Raw genomic sequence first — 246 nt, 5'->3', positions numbered from 1 at the left:
ACCGCGCGGCAGGGAACCTGCGCCAAGGGCTGTGCGGGCATGATGCCCCTTCTCCCCAAGCACCGCGATCAGAAGATCGGAAGCACCATCGATCACTGCCGGATGATCCTTGAAATCAGGCACGGCGTTCACAAAGCCCCGCAGTTGCAGACAGGCGGAAATGCGATCGAGATCGCCATCGAGGGCGGCCGCCGCCCGCGCCAGCAGATTGAGCGCACAGACGCGCGCTGCCTGGTAAGCTTCCTC

Annotated in this window: 1 protein-coding gene; it reads right to left on the bottom strand. The window is 64.2% G+C overall.

Going from position 1 to position 246, the window contains the following annotated elements; genetic code table 11:
• Positions 1 to 246: RidA family protein (locus R0J92_RS25530; protein ID WP_411053745.1), on the bottom strand; the 246-nt coding region annotated here is incomplete at both ends.

Source organism: Tritonibacter sp. SIMBA_163 (assembly GCF_046535935.1).
Classification (GTDB): Bacteria; Pseudomonadota; Alphaproteobacteria; order Rhodobacterales; family Rhodobacteraceae; genus Epibacterium; species Epibacterium scottomollicae.
The sequence above is the reverse complement of the archived record's forward strand: the minus strand, read 5'-3'. Positions and strand labels throughout refer to the sequence as shown.